This is a genomic window from Longispora sp. NPDC051575, assembly GCF_040681875.1.
Classification (GTDB): domain Bacteria; phylum Actinomycetota; class Actinomycetes; order Mycobacteriales; family Micromonosporaceae; genus Longispora.
In genome coordinates this window covers 456115-474997 of record NZ_JBFAZP010000006.1, presented here as the reverse complement: position 1 = coordinate 474997, position 18883 = coordinate 456115, and the positions used below count along the sequence as shown (strand labels likewise).

Genomic DNA, 18883 nt, shown 5'->3' with positions numbered 1-18883 from the left:
CACCCAACGTGACGCGGAACTCATCGGGCACGGCCCCGGACGTGTCGGACCCGGTGACTAGGGTCGGCGTGTGACTGACGTTTCGCTCCGCCGGATCGCCGGGCTGGCCCTGCCCGCCCTGGTCGTGCTCGCCGCCGAGCCGGTGTACCTGCTGGTGGACACCGCCGTGGTCGGCCACCTCGGCCGCACCGCCCTGGCGTCCCTGGCGATCGGCGGCGGGGTGCTGGCCGTGGCCGCGTGGCTCGGCAACGTCCTCGCCTTCGGCACCACGAGCCGCACCGCCCGGCTGTTCGGGGCCGACCGGCGCGCCGAAGCCGTCGCCGAGGGCGTCCAGGCCTCCTGGCTGGCCCTCGCCGCCGGCCTGATCCTGGTGGTCGCCGCCCAGTTCGGCGCGGGGGACCTGGCCCGCGCCCTCGCCGGCCCGGGCGAGGTCGCCGACGGCGCGGCCACCTGGCTGCGGATCGCCAGCCTGGGCGCGCCCGGCATCCTGCTCGCCCTCGCCGGCAACGGCTGGATGCGCGGCGTGCAGGACACCCGCCGCCCCGTCCTGTTCGTGCTCGGGGCCAACCTGCTGTCCGCCGTGCTCTGCCCGGTCCTGGTCTACCCGCTCGGCATGGGCCTGCAGGGCTCCGCCGTCGCCAACGTGATCGCCCAGACCCTCTCCGGCGCGCTGTTCGTCCGGGCGCTCCTCGCCGAGGGCGTCCCCCTCGCCCCGCACCCGGCGCGCCTGCTCCAGCAGCTCACCCTCAGCCGCGACCTGATCATCCGGGGCCTGGCCTTCCAGATCTGCTTCCTGTCCGCCGCCGCCGTGACCGCCCGGTTCGGGGCCGCCGCCCTCGCCGCGCACCAGATCGCCCTGCAACTCTGGATGTTCTGCGCCTTCGCCCTCGACGCGCTCGCCATCGCCGCCCAGTCCCTGGTCGGGGCAGACCTGGGCGCCGGCCGCGCCGCCGAGGCCCGCCGGACCGCCGCCCGGATCACCCGGATCGGGGCCGGCTGCGGGGTGGCGCTGGCCGGGTTCATCGGCGTCGGCGCGTGGTGGCTGCCGCAGGTGTTCACCACCGACCGGGCCGTCCTCGACCAGACCATGGTCGCCTGGCCGTGGTTCGTCGCGATGGAACTGGTCGCGGGCGTCGTCTTCGCCCTCGACGGGGTGCTGATCGGCGCCGGCGACGTCGCCTACATGCGCAACCTGACCATCGCGGCGGCCCTGGGCGGGTTCCTGCCGGCGATCTGGCTGACGTCGGTGTTCGACCTGGGGCTGGGCGGGATCTGGGCCGGGCTGACGCTGTTCATGCTGATCCGGCTGGTGACGCTGGTGTGGAGGTTGGTGTCCGGGCGGTGGGCGGTGGTGGGGGCGGTGCGCTAGGCCGCGCCGGATCGTCGGCGCTGCCGGTGTGCTCGGTTCCGGCCAGGAAGCTTCGCGTGGCCGGCGAGCGCCGGTCGACGGGTGGTGTCGCCTGGTCGCCGCTGGCCGGCGGATGATGCCGGGCGGGCGCACCGGCCGGGCGGGTGGCCCCCGGCGGACCGGCCCGGCGGCGTCTGGAAGGCTTTCCGGGTGGCGACGACAGGGCTAGTGATCGTGGACAAGCCGGCGGGGATGACCTCCCACGACGTGGTGGCGCGGGTGCGCCGCCTCGCGAAGACCCGACGGGTGGGCCACGGCGGCACCCTGGACCCGATGGCCACCGGGGTCCTCGTCCTCGGCGTCGAACGCGGCACGAAGCTCCTCACCTACGTCATCGGCAGCCGCAAGGGCTACACCGGCACGATCCGGCTCGGCCAGTCGACGATCACCGACGACGCCGAGGGCGAGTTCGTCACCGAGGTCCCGGCCGACGACGTCACCGACGAGGCGGTCCGGGCGGGCCTGGCGACCATGGTCGGCCTGATCCAGCAGGTACCCAGCTCCGTCAGCGCGATCAAGATCAAGGGCGTCAGATCCTATTCCCGGGTACGCGCCGGCGAGGACGTCGAACTCCCCTCCCGCCCCATCACGATCCACCGCCTCGACGTGGGGTCGATCCGCCGTTCCCCTGGACTCGTGGACGTCGACGTGTCGGTCGAATGCTCCTCGGGCACCTACATCCGCGCCATCGCCCGCGACCTGGGCGTCCTGACCGGCGTCGGCGGCCACCTGACGGCCCTGCGCCGCACGGCCGTCGGCGGCTTCACCCTCGCGGAGGCCCGGACCCTGGACGAGCTGGCCGAGCTGGACGACCCGGTGAACCTGGACCTGAACACGGCCGCCGGCCGCCTCTTCCCGCGCCGCGACCTGGACGAGGCCGAGGCCAAGGTGATCTCCCACGGCGGCCCGCTGTCCCCGACCGGCATCGACGTCCCCTACGCGGTCTACGGCCCGGGTGGCGACGTGCTCGCCGTCATGGTCGAGAAGGCCGGCCGCGCCAAACCCGAACTGGTGCTTGCGCCAGCCTGACGCCGTAACCGGCCCGGTCGTATGACACCGGTGCTGAGGCTGAGGGAAGCCGACTCGGACCCATGGTCGTCACCCGGCTGCTTGGCGCCAGGCGATCGGCCCCGATCACGGCTACGTTGTGGGGAACCGCAATCCAGAGGCCTTCTCGGCCTGCAAGCGGCGTGAGGTCGATGGGGCCGGGCATGTCGATGTACAGGTGGTGCAGTTGTCGGGCCTCGTGTAGTGGCGCCAGATCAACCGCACGATGACTGACCAGGTCGAGATATTTCAGTCGCCCTAATGGGATGACAGACACGTCGACTCCTCCCATCGATTCGAGATTGAGTCGACGCAGCTCCCGGAGTTCCGCGAGAGGCGAGAGGTCGGTGTTTGCCCCGACATCGATTGCCAGGTAGCGGAGACTGGCGTGCCACGGAACAAGTGAGCTGATGTCATCCAGAACATTGAAGTGGATCTTCAGAGACTCGGGGGTGGTAAGAAAGCTGAGCGGATGGAGCGTGGTCAGGCCGGACGCTCCCGTCAGTCGAACGTCCCGTAGCCCGGTGAGCTGAGTCAGGTGCGCCAGTTCGCGAACTGATACGCCGGACAGTTGCAAGCGTTCCAGCGACGTGGCATGAGTAAGTCCCATCAGACCATGTGTGCGCAGCCCGTTGACTGTGATGTGGCGGAGGCTGGACGATTTCGCGAGCGATGAGAGATCGAGGCTTGGCTCATTGATCCGCGACGTCCGTAACACGCTGAGGATCTCCAACGGAAGGTCCGCGATCTCCGTCAGATCCGGAGATTCTTCGACGCGTAGGGCGAGCGATCGGAGATGTGGCAGTGTTCGAAGAACCCCTAGTTCAGGTCTGCTTCCCATCCTCAACGTCGAGATGCTGACATGTTTGACGCGGGTGAACTCGGGGAGCGCGGCGAGTTGTTCCGGGCGTGAGATCTCAATGTTCGTGTGGGATCGCAATACTCGGCGTGCGTATTCGGCAGACTCGAAATGACGCCAGGCCGTCATCAGGTGTATGCGCGCAGGGCCGCTGGCTTGAGGGGACAACGACTCGATCAGGCTCAGGCCTGCCTGCCCGCCCACTCTCCCGGCGACGCTGATGGTGTGTGCGAATTCCTCACGGTTGTTGGGGGTCGCGGTGGCCAGGAGGTCGAGTCCCATCTCGCCCAGCCCCACCAGGACGTCTGCGTCCGCCCGGGTTCGGGGCGGGAGCAAGCGCTGTGCGGCCGCCTCGATCCTGCCGCGGATTTCCGGGGCCAGCTCTGGTGACGTCTCCAGACAGGCGACACACACCAGCAACAGACGGTCGTCAGTGTCCCGGTCCGCGCGGTCGATCAACGCCCGGAGCAGTTGGCTCCGCTTGGCCTTGGACGCGTGGCCGGCGGCGAGCACGATCACCTCGCGCCAGTTGTCGAGGTGCGCGTTGTTGATCAGCAGCCCGAGGTGGTCGTCGTCAACGGCGGCCTTGGCTGCCAGGTATTCCTGGAATGTTCGGTGCACGAAGTCGAGCCGGCCCTGTGCCGGCTCCCGCAGCAGTCCGCTGCGTTCGAGCATGTAGCGGAGCATCTCGGCCCCGTCTGACCCGACACCTGCCATCCGGGTCAGCAGCTTGCCCATCTGCCTTGCGGCATCGGCGATCGGAGCCTCGGTGTAGTCGTTGAGGATCAGCCAGAAAGCGAGCTCCTGCAACAGCAGTGTCTTCTTCGTGACGGAGACCTCTGGGCCGGTGTCGATGCCACGGCTTTTGTCGCGGCGGTCGAGCAGCATGGTCAGCGCGGTGGAGTACAGCTCCATCCGGGTGTCCGGCAGTTGTGCTTGGTGGTCCCGATGGAGGGCGCACAACAGTGCGCACAGGAGTGGGTAACTCGCGAGCCTGCGGAGATGGGACTGGCGGTCAAGCTGGGCGAGCAGGTTCGATTCATAGGTCAGAAGTTGGGCGCACTCCTCGGTGTCCTCCGCCCGGTCGTCGCGCATCGCCGCGTGCCAGCGTCGCACGAACACCGTCGTGTCCTCCGCTGTCATGGGTTCCAGCTCGGCGACGTCGAAGTTGTTGGTGCCGAGCCAGTCCGCAGGCACGGCGGCCGGACGGGAGGTGATGACGTACCGGGAATCGGGGAATGCGGTGACCAGTTCGCTGAGCCAGGTCCGGACCTCGTCCCGCCGTTCCGGTGCCAGCTCGTCCACCCCGTCGATGAGCACGATCGCCCGACCTTCGCGGAGCTGTCGGTGCGTCCAGCGGGCCGGCATTTCTTCGAGAATGTGTCCGCCGATGTCCGCGATGAACTCCTCGGGACGCGGAAGTGGCTGGGCGGCGTACCGGCGCAGCGGGAGAAAGAACGGCACCGTATCGCGCCAGTCCTGTAGCTCGGCGGAGAATCCGCGCCGGGCGCTATGGACCGCTATCCACTGCAGGAGGGTGGTCTTGCCGATCCCCGCCTGACCGCGAACGAACAGTCGGCGGCTGGCGGCGAGCGCGTCCTCCGCCCGCGCCGAGGCGGTGGTCGGGTGCCGGGAACGACCGCCCTTCTCATCGAACAGGAGTTCTCCCGAGACCTGCAGGTTCAGGTAGGCCACGGATAGCGGGTACTTTCGGCTGGCCTCGGAAAGGCTCGCCCCGAAGAACTCGATACGGTCCAGCCGATGGGCGACCAATTGTTTGTAGTCCGCCTCGAAGTCGTAAACGCCCCTGCTGGCAGGAAGTCGGTCGAGCACCTCTTGGAGGAGGGCCAGGACCTGGGTCTCGCGCCGCAGCAGCTCCTCCAGAGCGCCCATGCCACTGCCGGGAAGGGCGCGAGTGACCTCGATCAGGTATCGCGCGGACTCGCGCAGGACTAATTGGTAGAATTGGCACGCAGGGGCGCTGAGTCCCCACCGGGTGGGTCCCTGCTCCGAGAGTAGGTACTTGAAGAGAAAGCCGGCGTCAAGGTCGGTCTTGAACAGGTCCTCGTCGGTGAGCTGCGCGTTTCGCAGTGTCTCCACGACGGCGTCGATCGCTGCGGACTTCTCGTTCTCGGGAAGCCCGGCGAACTCCTGCTCGACGAGCCTCTCGATCCGGTCGGCGACCCGTTCCGCAGTCTGCTCCAGGATCCGTTTGAACTGGCGCTTCTCCTTTGACGTGCGCAGTCGTTGCACGGCCTCGTCAGCAATCTCGTGGCCCAGGCTCTCGATGAGCTTGACGTCGCCGAGCCAGATGCTGCAGGCGGCTTTGGTGATCGCTGTCCCGAGAACGAAGGCTCCGGCGGCCAGGAAACTCATGGAGCCACCCTGTCATGCGGCGACCACACCGACCACTTCGGACTTCAGGGGGTGGGTGGCAGGACGAGGTCTCCTGTCGGTACCCGTAGGAGATCGATCTTCGGCGGGACTCGGGTGCCTCCTTCCGGGTGGGCGGATAGGCTCGGGGGTGACGAAGGGGAGTGGAGATGCAGCGCTGGCGGGGAGTGGGTTCGGCACCGGGCGGCTGGGGCCGGTCCGTGGTCACCATCGGGGTCTTCGACGGCGTGCACCGCGGCCACCAGGCCACCATCGGGCACACGGTCAAGAGGGCCGCCGAGCTGGGGGTCCAGTCCGTCGTCGTGACCTTCGACCCGCACCCGAGCGAGGTGGTCCGCCCCGGCAGTCACCCGGCGGTGCTGACCGGTCCGGAGCGCAAGGCCGAGCTGATCGAGGCGCTCGGGGTGGACGTGCTGTGTGTGATCCCGTTCACGAGCGAGTTCAGCAGGCTGTCGCCGGAGACGTTCGTGCACGACGTGCTCGTGGAGCACCTGCACGCGGCGCTGGTCGTGGTGGGGGAGAACTTCCGGTTCGGGCACCGGGCGTCGGGGGACGTGAGCCTGCTCCAGGCGCTCGGCCGGACGTTCGGCTTCGGGGTGGAGCCGGCGCCGTTGGTGAACGACGAGGGCACGGTGTTCAGTTCGACGTACATCCGGAGTCAGATCGACGCGGGCGAGGTCGGGGCGGCCGGCACCGCGCTGGGTCGGCCGCACCGGCTGGACGGCATCGTGGTCCGCGGTGACCAGCGGGGCCGTGAGCTGGGCTTTCCCACGGCGAACCTGGCGGTGAGCACCCCGCACGCCGCGGTGCCCGCCGACGGGATCTACGCGGGCTGGCTGACGGAGCACGGCAACCGGCGGGCGGCGGCGATCAGTGTGGGGACGAACCCGACGTTCGCGGGGGTGGACCGCCGGATCGAGGCGTTCGTGCTGGACTACTCGGGCGACCTGTACGGGGAGCGGATCGCGCTGGAGTTCGTGCAGCGGCTGCGCGGAATGATCAAATACGACGCGTTGGACCCGCTTATCGCCCAGATCCAGGCAGACGTGGACGAAACACGTCGGATCCTGACTGTCTGATAACCGGTCGGGGGCGACTGGTAACCTTGACGGGTACGCCGGTTCTCGGCGTGGTCCCGCGTGCCTGCACGACGCCGCGGGCGTGGGACCAGTAAACCCCAGTTCAGTTAGAGGGAGAGTATGGCGCTCGAATCAGCGGTCAAGACCCAGATCATGCAGGAGCACGCGATCGTCGAGGGCGACACCGGTTCGCCCGAGGTGCAGATCGCGATGCTGACCAAGCGGATCTCGGACCTGACCGAGCACCTCAAGATGCACAAGCACGACCACCACTCGCGTCGGGGCCTGCTGCTGCTGGTCGGCCGTCGCCGCCGGCTGCTGAAGTACCTGGCGAAGTCCGAGATCACGCGCTACCGCGCGCTCATCGAGAAGCTCGGCCTGCGCCGATAGTTTTCCTGGGGGGAGTGGCCAGCGGGCCGCTCCCCCTCACTCCGCTCATGGGGACGACGCACCGGTCCTCGGTAGTGGTTGCCGGACACCAGACTCCGGCGGCTTCGATCGAAGACCGGCCAGCGAGAAGAAGCTCCCCTGGGCACACCAACCCAATCAAGGAGCAGTTTTGACTGACAAGACCCCCGAGGTCGTCCACCTCGGCACCCACAGCGCGACCGCCACGATCGACAACGGTTCGTTCGGCACGCGCTCGATCACCTTCTCGACCGGCCGGCTCGCCCGCCAGGCCGGGTCGTGCCTGGCCCAGCTCGGCGACACCGTCGTCCTGTCGGCCACCACGGCCAGCAAGTCGCCGAAGGAGCACTTCGACTTCTTCCCCCTGACGGTCGACGTCGAGGAGCGGATGTACGCGGCGGGCCGGATCCCCGGTTCCTTCTTCCGCCGCGAGGGCCGGCCGAGCGAGGACGCGATCCTCACCTGCCGCCTGATCGACCGGCCGCTGCGCCCGAGCTTCGTCAAGGGCCTGCGCAACGAGGTCCAGGTCGTCGAGACCGTGCTGGCGCTCGACCCCGAGCACCCGTACGACGTGGTCGCGATGAACGCCGCCTCCCTGTCCACCAAGCTCTCCGGTCTGCCGTTCTCCGGCCCGGTCGGCTCGGTGCGGGTCGCGCACATCGAGGGCCAGTGGGTGGCGTTCCCGACCCACGAGGAGACCTCGCGGGCGACCTTCGACATGATCGTCGCCGGTCGGGTCACCGAGGACGGCGACGTCGCGATCATGATGGTCGAGGCCGAGGCCACCACCAACGTGATCAAGCTGATCGCCGAGGGCTCCCCGAAGCCGGACGAGACCGTGGTCGCCAGCGGCCTCGAGGCCGCCAAGCCGGCCATCCGCGAGCTGTGCCGGGCCCAGTCCGAGCTGGCCGCCGTGGCGTCGCGCCCGTCGGTGGAGTTCCCGCAGTTCCTGGACTACCAGGACGACGCGTTCGCCGCCGTCGAGTCCGCCATCGCCGCCGACATGGCGACCGCGCTGACGATCGCCGACAAGCAGGAGCGCGAGACCGAGCTCGACCGCCTCAAGGCCGTCGCGCACGAGAAGCTCGACGGTCAGTTCGAGGGCCGCGAGAAGGAGCTCAGCGCGGCTGTCCGCTCGCTGACCAAGAAGCTGGTCCGCCAGCGCGTCCTCCGCGACGAGATCCGGATCGACGGCCGTGGCCCGCGCGACATCCGGCCGCTGTCGGCCGAGGTCGGCGTGCTGCCGCGCGTGCACGGTTCCGCGCTGTTCGAGCGGGGCGAGACCCAGATCCTGGGCGTCACCACGCTGAACATGCTCCGCCTGGAGCAGTCGCTCGACACCCTCTCCCCGGAGAAGTCGAAGCGGTACATGCACAACTACAACTTCCCGCCGTACTCGACCGGTGAGACCGGCCGGGTCGGCTCGCCGAAGCGCCGCGAGATCGGTCACGGCGCGCTGGCCGAGCGGGCGCTGCTGCCCGTGCTGCCGACCCGCGAGGAGTTCCCGTACGCGATCCGTCAGGTCTCCGAGGCCCTCGGCTCCAACGGCTCCACCTCGATGGGCTCGGTCTGCGCCGCGTCCCTGAGCCTGATGTTCTCGGGCGTGCCGCTGAAGGCCCCCGTCGGCGGTATCGCGATGGGCCTCATCTCCGACGAGGTCGACGGCAAGACGCGCTACGTCACGCTGACCGACATCCTCGGCGCCGAGGACGCGTTCGGTGACATGGACTTCAAGGTCGCGGGTACCCGGGACTTCGTCACCGCGCTGCAGCTCGACACCAAGCTGACGGGCATCCCGTCGGACGTGCTGGCGGGCGCGCTGTCGCAGGCGCACGACGCGCGGCACGCGATCCTCGACGTCATGCAGGACGCGATCGAGACCACCGGTGAGCTGTCGGAGTTCGCTCCGCGGGTCGTCAGCGTCAAGATCCCGACCGACAAGATCGGCGCGGTCATCGGCCCGAAGGGTCAGATGATCAACTCGATCACCGAGGAGACCGGCGCCGAGATCACGATCGAGGACGACGGCACGATCTACGTCGGCGCGACCAACGGCCCGTCGGCCGAGGCCGCGATCGCGAAGATCAACGCCATCGCGAACCCGACCATGCCGAAGGTCGGCGACCGCTTCCTGGGCACCGTCGTGAAGACCGCCGCGTTCGGCGCCTTCATCTCGCTGACCCCGGGCCGCGACGGCCTGCTGCACATCTCCAAGGTGGGCGACGGCAAGCGCGTCGACCGCGTCGAGGACTTCCTCAACGTGGGCGACAAGGTCGAGGTCCAGATCGCGGACATCGACAACCGTGGCAAGGTCTACCTGGACAAGGTCGGCGCCGACGGCGAGGTCATCGTGGTGGCCGGCGCCAGCGCCGGTGGAGGCGACCGTCCGCCGCGCGCCGAGGGTGACCGCGCCCCGCGCGGTGACCGCGAGGGCGGCGAGCGGCGCGAGCGCCGGCAGCGGCGCGACTAGTAGCTGATGACAGACTGGGGTCGGGCACGCAACTGTGCCCGGCCCCAGTTTCTCAAGCTCACACAGCTACCCCCTGACAGGAGCACACGTGGCGGAGGCTACGAACACAGCCCGGGCCCGAACCCGCACGCTGGAGGCCGATCCCCTCGGCGGCACCGTGCGCAGTACGGTCCTCCCCGGTGGCCTCCGGGTGATCACCGAGTCCGTGCCCGCGATGCGCAGCGTGTCGATCGGGTTCTGGGTCGGGATCGGCTCCCGCGACGAGACCCCCACGCTCTCGGGGGCCTCGCACTTCCTGGAGCACCTGCTCTTCAAGGGCACGAAGCGGCGCTCCGCGTTGGACATCTCGTCCGCGATCGAGGCCGTCGGCGGTGAGACGAACGCGTTCACCTCCAAGGAGTACACCTGCTACTACGCGCGGGTGCTCGACAACGACCTGCCGCTGGCCATCGACGTCCTCTGCGACGTGATCTCCTCCTCCGTCCTCAACGAGGACGATGTGGAGACCGAGCGGGACGTGATCCTCGAAGAGATCGCCATGCACGACGACGAGCCCGGCGACGAGGTGCACGACCTGTTCACGAAGGCGATCTTCGGCGAGCACGCGCTGGGCCGGCTCATCTCCGGTACCGAGGAGACGATCACCGCCCTGACCCGCAAGCAGATCGCGGGCTTCTACCACCGCCGCTACACCGCGCCCGAGATCGTGATCGCGGCCGCCGGCAGCCTGGAACACTCCGCCGTCGTGAAGCTGGTCCGGGCCGCGCTGAAGGACACCGCGCTGCTCGGCGGCGAGGGCGCGCCCGTGCCGGCGAGGCCGCAGGGCAGTCTGGTGCGCACCCGGTCGGGGCAGCTCAGCGTGGTGGACAAGGACACCGAGCAGGCCCACCTGGTACTGGGCTGCACGTCCATGACCCGGCACGACGAGCGCCGGTTCGCGCTCGGGGTGCTCAACAACGTGCTCGGCGGCGGGATGTCCAGCCGGCTGTTCCAGCTGGTCCGCGAGCAGCGCGGCCTGGCGTACTCGGTGTACTCCTACACCTCGCAGTACGCCGACGCCGGCACCTGGGGCGTGTACGCGGGCTGCACCCCGGCCAAGGCCGACGAGGTGCTCGGCATCATCCGGGACGAGCTGGCCAACGTCGCCGCGAACGGCATCACGGCGGCCGAGCTGGCCCGGGGCAAGGGCATGCTCAAGGGCGGGTTCGTCCTGGGGCTGGAGGACACCGGTTCGCGGATGAGCCGGCTGGGTAAGGGCGAGCTGCTGTACGGGGAGCTGCTCTCCGTGGACCAGCTCCTCAACAGGGTCGACGCCGTCACCCTGGACGAGGCGAACGCGATCGCCAGCGAGCTGTTGACCCGCCCGATGTCGCTGGCGGCGATCGGACCATTCGACGGGCACGATTTCTCGGGAGTAGTGAGGTCGTCATGACGGAGCAGGAGCCGCTGCCGGTCGGCGTGCTGGGCGCGCGGGGCCGGATGGGCGTCGAGGTGTGTCGCGCGGTGGACGACGCCGACGGCCTCGAGCTGGTCGCGATGGTCGACGCGGGCGAGGGCCTGTTCAGCGTCACCGACGCCGGCGCCCGGGTCGTGGTGGACTTCACCAGCCCGGAGACGGTGATGGACAACATCCACTGGTGCGTCGAGCAGGGCGTCAGCGTGGTCGTGGGCACCAGCGGGTTCACCCCGGAGCGGCTGCACCGGGTCGAGCACTGGCTGAAGCACAAGCCCGACGTGGGCGTCATCGTCGCCCCGAACTTCGCGATCGGCGCGGTGCTGATGATGGAGTTCGCCGCGAAGGCCGCCCCCTACTTCCCGTCGGTGGAGATCGTGGAGCTGCACCACCCGGGCAAGATCGACGCCCCGAGTGGTACTGCGCTGCACACCGCCGAGATGATCGGCGCCTCCCGCGCGGCGGCCGGCGTCGGCCCGTCCCCGGACGCGACGAAGACCGCGCTCGACGGCGCGCGCGGGGCCGAGGTGGCCGGGGTCCGGGTGCACTCGGTACGCTCCGCCGGCCTGGTCGCGCACCAGGAGGTGCTGCTGGGGACCGGTGGGGAGACCCTCACGATCCGGCACGACTCCCTGGACCGGGTGTCGTTCATGCCCGGGGTGCTGCTGGCCGTGCGCGAGGTGCTCAACCGGCCGGGGCTGACCGTGGGACTGGGCCCGCTGCTCGGCCTGTAGTTTTATTCGAGGACGTCAGCTGTCCGTGGGACCGCTGACGTCCTCGTTCAATGAGACGTGCAGCCGCACCTGGGGGACCAGGACGTCGGCCATGTCGAGAGCCCGGCGAGCGCCGTCGGGCTGCCATCCCGCTGAGGTGAGGAAATTGATGGTCGCCGGGGCCTGGTCGAAGGCCCAGGCCAGGGCGGTGCTGAACCCGTCGTCGCGCCAGTGCGCGGTGGCGGCGGACAGCAGGCGGCTGCCGTGGCCCCGCCGGCCCCACCGGGGCTCCACGAGCAGCTCCGTGAAGGCCGCCGCGTCGGGCACCTTGTCGTCGGCGTCGGCCGGGCCGATCGCGGCGAACCCGACGGTGTGCTCCTCGGCGGCCTGCTCGACGGCGACCAGCACCCGGAAGCGCGGGCCGGGCGGTTCGAGGACGGCGGTGCGCCAGTGCGCGGCGAGGGTGTCGGCGTCGAGCGCGGCGAGGATCTCCCGGGGCACGAGCTTGCGGTACGCGACCCGCCACGTCTCCAACTGGATCCGTGCGAGATCGGTGGCGTCCCCTGGACGCGCTGGTCGAACGAATCCGAGCGCCATGCCGAAAAGCCTACGTGGGTCGTTTCGTACTCTGGACACCGGCAGTGTCACCGATGGTTGGGTGGAGTCTTGATCGAGAGTCGTAAGCAGCGACTGTCCGCGTACGTGGCGTCGCAGGGCGGGCGCTTCTACAAGCAGCTCGCGTTCGTGGCGGTGCTGTCGGGCGTCGTGTGGTTGCTCGCCGACCGGTTCGGTGGCCAGCATCACCTGTTCGACCTGCGGATCTACCGGAAGGCAGTCACCTTCTGGTTGGCCGGGAACGACATCTACGACTACTCGCAGCCCGACGTGATCAACGGCACTCTCGGGTACACGTACCCGCCGTTCGCCGCCGTGCTGATGAGCCCGATGGGCGTGCTGCCCTACGGGTTCGTGAAGTGGTTCACGATCGGCACGACGCTGCTGGTCGCCATCCTCACCACGTACTGGATCATGAAGCCCGTGGCGATGCGCCGGGGCTGGCCGGTGTGGTTCGCCACGTCGGTCACCACGGCGCTGATCTTCGCCCTGGAGCCGATCCGGGAGACGATGAGCTTCGGCCAGATCAACCTGTACCTGGTCGCACTGGTCCTCGGTGACCTGCTGATCCTCGGCGGCCGGGGCTCGAAGTGGACGGGCGTCGGGATCGGCGTGGCCACGGCCATCAAGCTGACCCCGGGCTTCTTCATCCTGTACCTGCTGGTCACCCGCCGGTGGCGCGCGGCCGGGGTCTCCGTGGCAGCGGCCGGCGCGGCCACCCTGCTCGCGGCGGCGCTCGACTGGCACAGCTCGTGGCGGTTCTACACCAGCGTGCTGTGGGACACCGAACGCGTCGGCTTCCCGGACAACCCGGGCAACCAGGCCATCAACGGCATGGTGGCCAGGATCGACGACATGGTGCCGGTCAGCTCCGGCGGCAAGCTCGTCTGGCTGGTGCTCGCCCTCGCCGTCGGCGGCTACGGGCTGTGGCGGGCGGCCCAGGCGCACCGGGCCAAGGACGAGCTGGCGGCGATCACGATCACGGGGCTCGCGGGCGTGGCGGTGAGCCCGGTCAGCTGGACCCATCACCTGTACTGGATCGTCCCCGCCCTGGTCATCCTCGTCGACGTCGTGCTGGACGCGCCGGGCGAGAAGAAGGCCTGGTGGCGGATCGGCCTGATCAACCTCGTGTACTGGTCGTTCACGATGTCCCTGGTCTGGTTCTTCCGGCGCACCCCCGGTCACCACCGGAACAACAACCTGCCGAGCGCGGTGGGGGAGAACGCGTTCGCGATCCTGATCGTGGCGCTGCTGGTCTTCACGCCGTTCCGGCTGGGGATCGACGGGCGGGCCGGGTCGTGGGCGCGGGTCGAGGAGCCCGAGGCGCAGCCGGTTCCCGTCTAGGGGCGTGAGGGGAGGGCCCCGGGCCGGGGTCAGGCGGTCAGCGTGTAACGCAGGGTCGCCAGGCTCAGGCCGTCGCGGTCGTAGACCCTGGTCGCGCCGTCGGCCACGAAGCCGTACCGCTCGTAGAACCGGCGGGTGGCCGCGTTGCCCTCGGCGCACCACAACCGGACGGTGCGCCGACCGGACCCGGTCTCCGAGTCGCCGGGCGGCACCCGTCCGCCCAGCCGGCCCACCGCCGCGTCCATCAGCGCCCGCCCGATCCCGTGCCCCTGCCGCCCGGGGTCGACGTAGATCGCGTACACCTCGGAAAGGTCCGGATCGTCGCGGTCCGGCCCGCAGCCGGCGAACCCCGCGATCACCCCGTCGAGCACCGCGACGATCCGGTGCCGGCCCGGCGTGCCCATCCCGGCCCGCTGCCGCTCCAGCCACGCGCCGGCGTCGATCGCGTCGAGGTAGGCGTCGGGCACGAGGCCCCGGTAGGCGTCCTTCCAGGTGCGGACGTGCACGTCCACGGTCGCCGGCAGGTCGGTCCCGGTCGCGTCCCGGATGATCAGCATCCGGAAATTGTCGGACCCGTTGGCTACGCTGTCGAGCACTATGAGCATTCCGGACACGCTGACCGTCGCCCAGGCCCGGCGGATCACCCTCGCCGCCCAGGGTTTCGCCGACCCCCGCCCGGCCGGCGTGCCCGACGCCCGGCACGCCCGCAAGGTCATCGGCCGCCTCGGTCAGCTGCAGATCGACTCGGTCAACATCCTGGCCCGCGCGCACTACCTCCCGATGTACTCACGCCTCGGCCCCTATCCGCACGACCTCCTGACCAGGGTGTCGACGGGCCAGAACCGCGACCTCTTCGAGTACTGGGGGCATGAGGCCGCCCTGGTCGACGTCCGGCTGCACCAGCACCTGCGCTGGCGGATGGCCCTGGCCGACGACAAGGCCTGGGGCAACATGCGCAAGGTCGTCCGCGAGCAGCCCGAGCTCGTCGCGTGGATCCTGGACGAGGTCCGGGACAAGGGCCCGCTGACCGCGCGGCAGATCGAGCACGACGTCCCGGTGGAGAAGAACCACTGGGGGTGGAACTGGAGCGTCGCCAAGCAGGCCCTGGAGTACCTGTTCTGGGCCGGCCGGGTGACCGCCAGCCACCGCAACAGCCAGTTCGAGCGGGTGTACGACCTGCCCACCCGCGCCCTGCCCCGCTTCGTGACCGAGACGGCCGACCCCCCGCTCCCGGAGTCGTACCGGGCACTGGTCGAGGTCGCCGCCCGCGCGCTGGGCGTGGCGGCGGAGCCCGAGCTGCGCGACTACTTCCGGCTGCCCGTCGAGGCGACGAAGCCGGCGATCGCGGCGCTGGTCGCCGAGGGGGTGCTCACCCCGGTCACGGTCGAGGGCTGGAAGAAGCCGGCGTGGCTGCACGTCGACGCGCGGCTGCCCCGCTGGGTGCGGGCGAGCACGCTGGTCAGCCCGTTCGACCCGCTGATCTGGGAGCGGGGCCGCACGGAGCGCCTCTTCGACTTCCGGTACCGGCTGGAGATCTACACCCCGGCCCCCAAACGCGTGCACGGCTACTACGTGCTGCCGTTCCTGCACGGCGACCGGCTGACCGCCCGGGTCGACCTCAAGGCGGACCGGGCGGCCGGGGTGCTGCGGGTGCCGGCCGCGTGGCTGGAGCCGGGCGCCGACCCGGGGGAGACGGCGGTCGCGTTGGCGGCGGAGCTGCGGCGGATGGCGGGCTGGCTCGGGTTGACCGAGGTGGCGCTGCCGGACCGGGGCGACCTGGCCCCGGAGCTGTCCCGCGCGCTGGGCTGACCGCCATAGGTCGTGCGTGCGCGGGCCGACGACGCCCATCGTGTGTGCCTGCACTGAGACCGCCCGTCGCCTGCGGGGACAGGCCCGGACCCGTCCCGCGCTGGGTGGTCCGCGCTGAGCACGGTCGAGGGGACAACCTCCGCGAAGTTGTCCCCTCATCACCCGGAGCCTGGTCCAGCCTCGGACTGCCCGCCCGTCTCCTTGGGTCGCCGGCCGGTCAGGGCCGCCGGAACACCACCGACGTGTCCGTCCGCAGCACCGGGTCGTGGTAGAGGTAGCGGACCCCGGCGGTACCCGTCTGGTTCTCGATGCCGACCGTCGCCGTGCCGCCCCGCTCGTCGACCTGGGCGTCGATCCCCTGGTAGCCGAGCCGGATCTCGCCGTTCGGGGACAGCGTCACCGAGAAGGTCACCCGGCGGGTCGGCTGCCCCTTGACGTACACGTCGCGCCATTCCACGGTGAACGCCCCGGGGGCCGAGGCGGTCAGGACGGCCGAGGACGCGTCGAGGACGAAGTCGCGCCAGAACGGGTAGATGGCCCCGTTGGGCGCCGCCGTGCCGGGGACGGACCCGTGCTCGGGGTAGGAGACGGTGCCGCCGAAGGACAGGATGCCGTTGGTGTCCACGGTGGCCCGGGTGTAGCTCTGGGCGTAGTACGGGAAGGCGAACGGCAGGTTCACCGTGGCGAGGGCGTTGTCCCGGGTCAGGGTGATCCGCTGCGTGCCGGGGACGAAGGGCAGGGCCCCGTCGACGCAGGTGTGGCCGTAGGAGTCGGTGCGCGCCGTGACCCGGACGTCGACCGTCTTCGGCGCGTCGAGGACCACGGAGGCGGTGGCGGGGGTGACGCACCGGCCGCGGCCGAGGGCGACGGTCACGCCGTACGTGTCGGGGGTCAGGCCGGTGAAGGCGTACCCGCCGGTGGCCGTCGTGGTCGTGCTCCGGCCCCCGGGGTTGAGGGTGACGGTGGCCCCGACCAGGGGTTTCCCGGTGCTGTCGACGAGGGCCCGCCCGCTGATCCCGAGCTCCCCGCTGATCGCCGTGTACGTCGCGGTGTGGGTGGCCGGACCCGAGGCGGTCACGCTGTGCGTCTGGGCCCCGCCGTCCGACCAGTTGGCGAACGCGTAGGACCGGTCGCCGAGCGCCTGCGGGGTGGGCGCGCTGACCGACTCGACGGTGCCCACGATCATGGTGCGGGTGAACGGCGTGGCCTCGGTGGCCGAGCCGACGGTGACCTGGAGCCCGGGCGGGCTGGACTCGAACCGGATGTCGGTGGTCAGCGGGTCGAGCCGGACGCTGGTGCTGCCGGTCAGCCCGGTGGAGTCGGTGGCGGTGAGCCGGAGTTCGAGGTGCGAGGGGTAGCCGTGGCCGGGGGCGACGAAGCTCCCGCCGGTACCCGTGAAGTCCTGCAGGGGGTGGGCGTGGCACTCCCCGGCGGTGTCGCAGTGGTGCAGGATCAGCTCCCAGCGCAGCCGGTTGCCGGGGATCGTGCCGTCCTGCGGGTCGGTGCCGTGCCCGGTGAAGGCGATGGTCTCGCCGACCTTCCACCGCAGTTGGCCGCCGGGGGAGTCGATGACGGCGGTGGGCGGGGCGTTGCCGGGGTGCACGACGGTGCTGGTGCTGGCGCTGGCCCCGGCGGGGTCGGTGACGGTGAGTTTCGCGGTCCGGTCGCCGGGGGTGGGGTAGACGAAGCTGGCCGTCACGCCGGTCGCGTCGACGGTGCCGTCGTTCTGGAAGTCCCACTGGTAGGTGAGCGGGTCGCCGTCGGGGTCGGTGCTCCCGCCGGCGTCGAAGGCCACGGTCAGCGGGGCCGGTCCGTGGTCGGGGGTGGCGGTGAGGGCGGCCACGGGCGGCCGGTTGGCGGCGAAGTACCGGATCCGGCGGACCGTGCCGCCGTTGAGGTCGACGTAGTACACGTGGCCGCCGGGGCCGACGGCCAGGTCGACGGGGTTGGCGGCCTCGGTGACGAAGGTGCTGATCCTTGTCGGGTCGGGCAGCCCGTCGGGGCCGGCGCGCATCGCCCAGACGCATTTGCGGCTGTAGTCGGCGAAGAACAGCGCCTTCCGGTACTCGGCGGGGTAGCTCCCGGTGTCCGGGTAGAACGCGAGCCCGGACAGCGCGCCGCCCCCGTTGGGGCAGTTCTCGCCGGGTACGACGGGCGCGCTGTGCTTGTAGGTGAAGTACGGCGCGGTCTGCCCGCCGGCGGTGTACAGGCTCTCGCACAGGTTGAGGTTGGCCGCGTCGTAGCCGGGCTGGCGGGCGGGGCCCTCGAAGCACGGCCAGCCGAGGTTCGCGCCGGGCGTGACCCGGTTGATCTCGTCCCAGGTGTTCCAGCCGGTGTCGCCGACCCACACCTCGGAGGTGCCGGGGCGGACGGCGAGCCGGAACGGGTTGCGCATGCCGTACGCGGAGATCCGCCGGGCGTTGGCGTTCATGGAGGAGTGGTAGGGGTTGCCGGGCAGGCCCTCCCCGGTGGCGGGGTCGATCCGGATCACGGCGCCGGACAGGCCGGTCGGGTCGCCGGTGGTCCGGACGTCCTGGGCCCGCAGCGCGCCGGCCTCGGAGGTGGGCGGGGTGGGGGCGGAGCCGCCGGGGTCGCCGCACGGGTTGCCCTTCTGCCCGTGGTCGGCGTACGTGAAGCTGGCGCCCTCCCCGGCGGAGGCGTACAGCGCGCCGTCGGCCCCGAACTTCAGGTCGCCGACGGAGTGGCTGGGGAACTGCTGGCACCAGTCGGTGACCAGCACCTGTTCGGGGCCGGTCATGTGGTTGTTGGCGGCCTGGAGCCGGGACAGCCGGCCGGTGACGACGCAGCCGTCGACGGTGGCGCCGGGCGGGTCGGGGCAGACGTCGCCCCAGGCGGGCGGGTTGCCGCCGGGCTTGGCGTCGTAGGTGTAGAGCACGTAGACCCAGGGGTCGGCCGGGAAGTTCGGCGCGAGGGCCAGGCCGAGCAGGCCCCGGTCCCAGAAGTTGTGCACCTTGGCGGACAGGTCGGCGAAGACGTCGGGGGTGGGGTCGGTGAGGGAGTCGTACACCTTGATCACGCCGCCCTTCTGGGCGACGAACACCCGGCCGTCGGCCGCGAACTCGATGTTCGTGGGGGCCGCGAGCCCGGACAGCACGGTCTCCTGGACGAAACCCGGCGGCAGGGCGCTCGCGGCGCGGGCCGGGTCCCCGGTGAGCCCGAGGCACACCGGGGACATGACGGCGAGGGTGAGGACGCTTCTGAGTAGCACACCACGAATCGTCATGGACCGATCATAAGAAACCTTTTCGGGTACTGGATGATAA

13 protein-coding genes are annotated in these 18883 nt (G+C 70.5%); 9 read left to right on the top strand and 4 right to left on the bottom strand.

The window, feature by feature from the left end:
• Positions 1–70: 70 nt before the first annotated feature.
• Together AB0M43_RS19665 and truB are read left to right on the top strand one after the other, a co-directional pair.
• Positions 71–1369, top strand: a complete 1299-nt coding sequence (locus tag AB0M43_RS19665; RefSeq protein WP_363726567.1) for an MATE family efflux transporter — start codon at positions 71–73, stop codon at positions 1367–1369.
• Between the two features lie 231 nt (positions 1370–1600).
• On the top strand, positions 1601–2437 hold the full coding sequence (gene truB, locus AB0M43_RS19660) for a tRNA pseudouridine(55) synthase TruB (RefSeq protein ID WP_363726994.1): 837 nt from the start codon (positions 1601–1603) through the stop codon (positions 2435–2437).
• Here truB and AB0M43_RS19655 read toward each other — a convergent pair.
• On the bottom strand, positions 2382–5690 hold the full coding sequence (locus AB0M43_RS19655; RefSeq protein WP_363726565.1) for an NACHT domain-containing protein: 3309 nt from the start codon (positions 5688–5690) through the stop codon (positions 2382–2384). The two genes, truB and AB0M43_RS19655, sit on opposite strands and share 56 nt — an antisense overlap.
• A 167-nt stretch (positions 5691–5857) precedes the next feature.
• Here AB0M43_RS19655 and AB0M43_RS19650 point away from each other — a divergent pair, with 167 nt between their 5' ends.
• The 5 genes from AB0M43_RS19650 (at position 5858) to dapB (ending at position 11852) form a co-directional block, all read left to right on the top strand.
• Positions 5858–6787 (top strand): bifunctional riboflavin kinase/FAD synthetase, encoded by a 930-nt coding sequence (locus tag AB0M43_RS19650; RefSeq protein ID WP_363726563.1) that lies wholly within the window; start codon positions 5858–5860, stop codon positions 6785–6787.
• A 120-nt stretch (positions 6788–6907) separates the two neighbouring features.
• Complete coding sequence (rpsO, locus tag AB0M43_RS19645; protein WP_197004916.1) at positions 6908–7177, top strand: 30S ribosomal protein S15; 270 nt, start codon at positions 6908–6910, stop codon at positions 7175–7177.
• A gap of 169 nt (positions 7178–7346) precedes the next feature.
• On the top strand, positions 7347–9665 hold the full coding sequence (locus AB0M43_RS19640) for a polyribonucleotide nucleotidyltransferase (protein WP_363726560.1): 2319 nt from the start codon (positions 7347–7349) through the stop codon (positions 9663–9665).
• Positions 9666–9753: 88 nt separating this feature from the next.
• Positions 9754–11097, top strand: coding sequence for a pitrilysin family protein (locus AB0M43_RS19635; protein WP_363726558.1), 1344 nt, complete (start codon positions 9754–9756; stop codon positions 11095–11097).
• Positions 11094–11852, top strand: a complete 759-nt coding sequence (dapB, locus tag AB0M43_RS19630; protein ID WP_363726556.1) for a 4-hydroxy-tetrahydrodipicolinate reductase — start codon at positions 11094–11096, stop codon at positions 11850–11852. Before AB0M43_RS19635 ends, dapB begins: the two co-directional genes overlap by 4 nt.
• A gap of 15 nt (positions 11853–11867) precedes the next feature.
• Here the strand turns inward: dapB and AB0M43_RS19625 are convergent, their stop codons facing one another.
• Complete coding sequence (locus AB0M43_RS19625; RefSeq protein ID WP_363726554.1) at positions 11868–12428, bottom strand: GNAT family N-acetyltransferase; 561 nt, start codon at positions 12426–12428, stop codon at positions 11868–11870.
• A gap of 69 nt (positions 12429–12497) precedes the next feature.
• Here AB0M43_RS19625 and AB0M43_RS19620 point away from each other — a divergent pair, with 69 nt between their 5' ends.
• The gene (locus AB0M43_RS19620; RefSeq protein ID WP_363726552.1) at positions 12498–13790 is read left to right on the top strand and encodes a glycosyltransferase family 87 protein; all 1293 of its coding nucleotides are present in this window, start codon (positions 12498–12500) and stop codon (positions 13788–13790) included.
• A 29-nt stretch (positions 13791–13819) separates the two neighbouring features.
• On the opposite strand, the gene AB0M43_RS19615 is transcribed toward AB0M43_RS19620, so the two are convergent.
• Positions 13820–14347, bottom strand: coding sequence for a GNAT family N-acetyltransferase (locus AB0M43_RS19615; protein WP_363726550.1), 528 nt, complete (start codon positions 14345–14347; stop codon positions 13820–13822).
• 40 nt (positions 14348–14387) lie between these two features.
• Between AB0M43_RS19615 and AB0M43_RS19610 the strand changes: the two genes are divergently transcribed.
• Positions 14388–15599, top strand: coding sequence for a crosslink repair DNA glycosylase YcaQ family protein (locus AB0M43_RS19610; RefSeq protein ID WP_363726548.1), 1212 nt, complete (start codon positions 14388–14390; stop codon positions 15597–15599).
• A 217-nt stretch (positions 15600–15816) separates the two neighbouring features.
• Here the strand turns inward: AB0M43_RS19610 and AB0M43_RS19605 are convergent, their stop codons facing one another.
• Positions 15817–18843 carry a PQQ-dependent sugar dehydrogenase gene (locus AB0M43_RS19605; protein ID WP_363726546.1) on the bottom strand — a complete coding sequence of 1009 codons (3027 nt, stop codon included), beginning with the start codon at positions 18841–18843 and terminating at the stop codon, positions 15817–15819.
• Positions 18844–18883 lie beyond the last annotated feature (40 nt).